The 4446-nt window shown below is 63.6% G+C and carries 4 protein-coding genes; 2 read left to right on the top strand and 2 right to left on the bottom strand.

Features of this window, described 5'->3' with window-relative positions; genetic code table 11:
• A partial coding sequence (locus tag EN884_RS27115; protein ID WP_128360833.1) for a DNA gyrase subunit A occupies positions 1-1601 on the top strand: 1601 nt, incomplete at its 5' end.
• A 272-nt stretch (positions 1602-1873) separates the two neighbouring features.
• Complete coding sequence (locus EN884_RS27110) at positions 1874-3088, top strand: AI-2E family transporter (RefSeq protein ID WP_063167755.1); 1215 nt, start codon at positions 1874-1876, stop codon at positions 3086-3088.
• Between the two features lie 35 nt (positions 3089-3123).
• On the opposite strand, the gene EN884_RS27105 is transcribed toward EN884_RS27110, so the two are convergent.
• Both EN884_RS27105 and EN884_RS27100 read right to left on the bottom strand, forming a co-directional pair.
• Positions 3124-4020 (bottom strand): DMT family transporter, encoded by an 897-nt coding sequence (locus tag EN884_RS27105; protein WP_063167756.1) that lies wholly within the window; start codon positions 4018-4020, stop codon positions 3124-3126.
• 128 nt (positions 4021-4148) lie between these two features.
• The coding region (locus tag EN884_RS27100; protein WP_128360832.1) for a GNAT family N-acetyltransferase at positions 4149-4446 on the bottom strand (298 nt) is incomplete at its 5' end.

Genomic DNA, 4446 nt, shown 5'->3' with positions numbered 1-4446 from the left:
ACTTTGTCCAGGGGCCGGATTTCCCGACCGGCGGCATCATCGTCGACAGCCGCGCCTCGATCCTCGAAGCCTACGAAACCGGTCGCGGTGGCTTTCGCGTGCGCTCGAAGTGGTTCCAGGAGGACCAGGGCAGGGGCACCTGGAGCATCGTTGTCACCGAAATCCCGTACGGCGTGCAGAAGGCGCGGCTGATCGAGAAGATCGCCGAGCTGCTGATGGCGCGCAAGCTGCCGCTGCTCGAGGACATCAGGGACGAAAGCGCCGAGGACGTCCGCGTCGTGCTGGTGCCGAAGAGCCGTTCGGTCGACCCCGGCATCCTGATGGAATCGCTGTTCAAGCTGACCGAGCTCGAAAGCCGCTTCCCGCTCAACATGAATGTGCTGTCGCGCGGCAAGGTGCCCAACGTGCTGTCGCTGAAGGGCGTGCTGCAGGAGTGGCTCGAGCACCGCCGCGAGGTTTTGGTCCGCCGCTCGAAACATCGCCTCGGCGAAATCGAAAGACGGTTGGAGATACTTGCCGGCTACCTGATCGCCTACCTCAACATCGACGAGGTGATCAGGATCATCCGCGAGGAGGATGAGCCAAAGCAGGTCATGATGGCCCGCTGGTCGCTCACCGACACCCAGGCCGAAGCCATCCTCAACATGCGGCTGCGCGCTCTGCGCAAGCTTGAAGAATTCGAGATCCGCAAGGAATTCGACGGCCTGAGCGCGGAGAAAAAGCAGATCGAGGCACTGCTTGCTTCAAACGAGAAGCAGTGGGCGACGATCAAGTGGGAAGTCACCAACATCCGCGACAAGTTCGGTCCGGAGACCGAGCTCGGCAAGCGCCGCACCCAGTTCGCCGACGCGCCCGAGCATGATCTGACCGACATCGCCCATGCCATGATCGAGCGCGAGCCGGTCACCGTCGTCGTCTCGGAAAAGGGCTGGCTGCGGGCGATGAAGGGGCATCTGGCCGATCTCTCGACGCTGACCTTCAAAGAGGGCGACAGCCTCAAGCTCGCCTTCCATGCGCAGACCACTGACAAGGTGCTGGTCTTCGCCACCGGGGGCAAGTTCTACACCATCGGCGCCGACCGGCTGCCTGGCGGGCGCGGCCATGGCGAGCCGATCCGCATCATCGTCGATATGGACAATGACCAGGACATCGTCACCGCCTTCGTTCACGATCCGAAGCGCAAGCTGCTGCTGGCCTCGCACGACGCCAACGGTTTTATCGTGCCGGAGGAGGAAGTCGTTGCCAACACCCGCAAGGGCAAGCAGGTGATGAACGTCAAGGCGCCGGACGAAGCCAAGCGCTGCATCCCGGTCACCGGCGACCATCTCGCCATCGTCGGCGAGAATCGCAAAATGCTGGTGTTCGCGCTCGCAGAGATTCCGGAGATGGGCCGCGGCAAGGGCGTGCGCCTGCAGAAATACAAGGATGGCGGCCTTCTCGATCTCAAGCCGTTCACGCTGGAGAGCGGCCTCTCCTGGCAGGATTCAGCCGACCGCACCTTCACAAGGTCGCGCGAGGAACTGGCTGAATGGATCGGCGCCCGTGCCTCGGCCGGACGCATGGTGCCGAAGGGATTCCCGAGGACGGGGAAATTTGGGTAGCGAGTGAAGCTGCCGATCCCCCCTCGTGGGGGAGATGCCCGGCAGGGAGAGGGGGGCGCTGTCCCGCCGACGGTCGAGTTCACAGATACTCGATTGGTTTGCGGCTCACGGTCCAAATCCAAGGCCGCGATCCTTCACACCCCCCTCTGTCCTGCCGGGCCTCCCCCACGAGGGGGGAGATTGGCAGCTTCACCATCTCATTTGGACTATCGTCACGATTGCTGCACTATATCAGTGCATAGACAGGAGGGGTGTTTGGGAGAGCCAGGCGTTTGAAGGAAGCAAGAATCCAGAAACCGGAACGGCAGCAGCGCCTCTTCGGCCTGTCGACGCCGCTCAGGGCAGCCGTCATCCCGCCGCTGTCGGCGGCACGCTGGCTGCTGGTGCTGATCGTTGCCGCCGGCGTCTATTTCTTCCACGGCTTCCTGTTTCCGGTGCTGGCGGCGCTCGTCATCGCTTTCGCCAGCTGGCCGCTCTACCGCCGCCTGCTTGTCGCGGTCGGCGGCAACCGCACCATCGCCGCGACCTTCGCCATCCTGTTCATCCTCGCCTTCCTGGTGATCCCGATCGCGCTCGCCGGCACCTATGCGATCAACGAGGTCCGCGAATGGGTCGCCTGGGCGATCGAGACCAACCGCCACGGCGCGGTGACGCCACACTGGATCGCCACCATGCCTGTCGTGGGCGAGTGGCTGAACGAACAGTGGACCACCAATTTCGGCCATCCCGGCGGCATTGGTGAGCTGATCCAGCTGGTCAGCGGCGCTAATATCGGCAGCATCTATCGCGGCGTGCTGGCCGCAGGCGGCAGTGCTTTCGGCCTGCTGTTGACGCTGCTGTTCATGATGATCGCGCTGTTCTTCGCCTATCGCGACGGCGAGCACTTTGCGGGCCAGGTCGACCGTCTCGGCGAGCGCATCCTGCCGACCAGATGGGAGCGGATTTCGCGCGTCGTGCCGGCGACGATCTCCTCGACCGTGACCGGCATGACCGTTATCGCCATCGGCGAAGGGCTGGTGCTGGGCATCGCCTACTGGCTGGCCGGCGTGCCGTCGCCGGTCACGCTTGGCGCCCTGACCGGCGTCATGGCGCTGATCCCCGGCGGCGCACCGCTGTCCTTCACGCTGGTCTCGATCTACCTCGCCGCCAGCGGCTCGCCGATGGCCGGGCTGGCACTGTTCCTCTGGGGTGCGGTCGAGCTGTTCATCGTCGACAAGACACTGCGTCCGAAGCTCGTCGGCGGGCCGATAAAACTGCCCTTCCTGCCGACCTTTTTCGGCCTGATCGGCGGCGTCAAGACTATGGGTTTCCTCGGCCTGTTCATCGGCCCGGTGCTTATGGCGCTGCTCGTGGCCATCTGGCGCGAATGGCTGCGCGAAGTGGAGCTGGCCGACGAGACGGCCGCCGATTCGGCGGCCGAAATCGAGTCCGGTCCGCAGATCGAGGTCCTGCCGGAATCCAATGCGGCGAAGAAAGCCAGCGCCTGATAACGACCGGCTTTGCGCCGTAAGCCGAATTGTCGCTAGACCGGGTGATGCACCGCGAAGTCGACCCGGCGCTTACGCCCTTCATGCAGCTGCCAGAGCGAGTGTGCGACGAGCGTGACGATCAGGATCCCGCCGCCGATCAGGCTGTTGCGGGTCGGTGCCTCGGCAAAGATCATCCACACCCAGACCGGCGCCAGCACCGTTTCGAGCAGGTAGAACATCGCCACTTCCGGTCCTGAAATGTATTTCGGCCCGGCGGCAAGGCAGAAGAACGAGATCGGCATGATGATGGCGCCGTTGAAGACGATCCACCATGGCGCGTTCACATGAAAGCCTTCGCCTGACACCATGAAGACCGCCAGCGCGAGCGGCAGAAGGACGCCGACGAGCGAGGTGAATCCCATGTCCTTGCCGCTGGCGCGCGAGATGGTGATGGCCACCGCGATGAAGAAGGCCGAGCACAGCGCCATGAAATCGCCGAACAGCTTGCCGGTGCCGACCGAGCCGCCGACGATGACCAGCACGCCGAGGATCATGATCGCCATCGCCGCGATGGTCACCAGCCGCGGCCTCTCGCGCAGGAATATCCAGGACAGCAACCCCGCAAAGACGGTGTTGAAGGCCAGGATGAACACCAGGTCGGCGGTCGAGGTGTGGTAGACGGCGGTGACGAAGGTGATCCCGGTCAGCCCGTAGCATATCGCCACGATCAGGCCGGACCAGCCGGGGATCAGCGGCGGGGCGTTTCGGCTGAGTGCCCGCCAGACCGACCAGATGACCATGGCCGCGACGAAAGTTGTGCCGGTGCGCAGCAGCATGATCGTCCATGCGCCACCGTCGGCGAGGCGGATCAACGGTATGTCGACAGTCAGCGTGAGCCCGCCGATGGCGGTTATCAAAAGACCTTTCTGGTGATCGTGATGAGAGGACATGCAGGAACTTTCGCAATGAAATGCAGGCTGGCGGCCGGCCGGTGCAATGGCGCACTCTCTCCAGCCAACCGGCTGAAAGACCAGCATCCCCTGCCTTGAAACAGTTTAAAGGCGGACCTTGGAAAAGCTCAGCGTGAAACCGCTTCGTTGGTGTAGCGCTCCCAGCCCTTGGGGCCGAGATGCTCCTGCGGCATGAAGCGCATCTTATAATTCATCTTGCGCGAGCCGTTGACCCAGTAGCCGAGATAGACATGGGGCAGGCCCATCGCCCTGGCGCGGGCGATGTGGTCGAGGATCATGAACGTGCCGAGCGACCGCTCCTCGAAATCGGGATTGAAGTAGGAGTAGACCATCGACAGGCCGTCGGCCATCTTGTCGGTGAGCGCCACCGCGATCAGCTCGCCCTGTCCCTTGCCGGTGATGAAG

This window comes from Mesorhizobium sp. M7A.F.Ca.AU.001.01.1.1 (assembly GCF_004022735.1).
In the GTDB taxonomy this organism is placed as follows: domain Bacteria; phylum Pseudomonadota; class Alphaproteobacteria; order Rhizobiales; family Rhizobiaceae; genus Mesorhizobium; species Mesorhizobium ciceri.
This window is presented reverse-complemented; position numbering and strand designations above follow the sequence as displayed.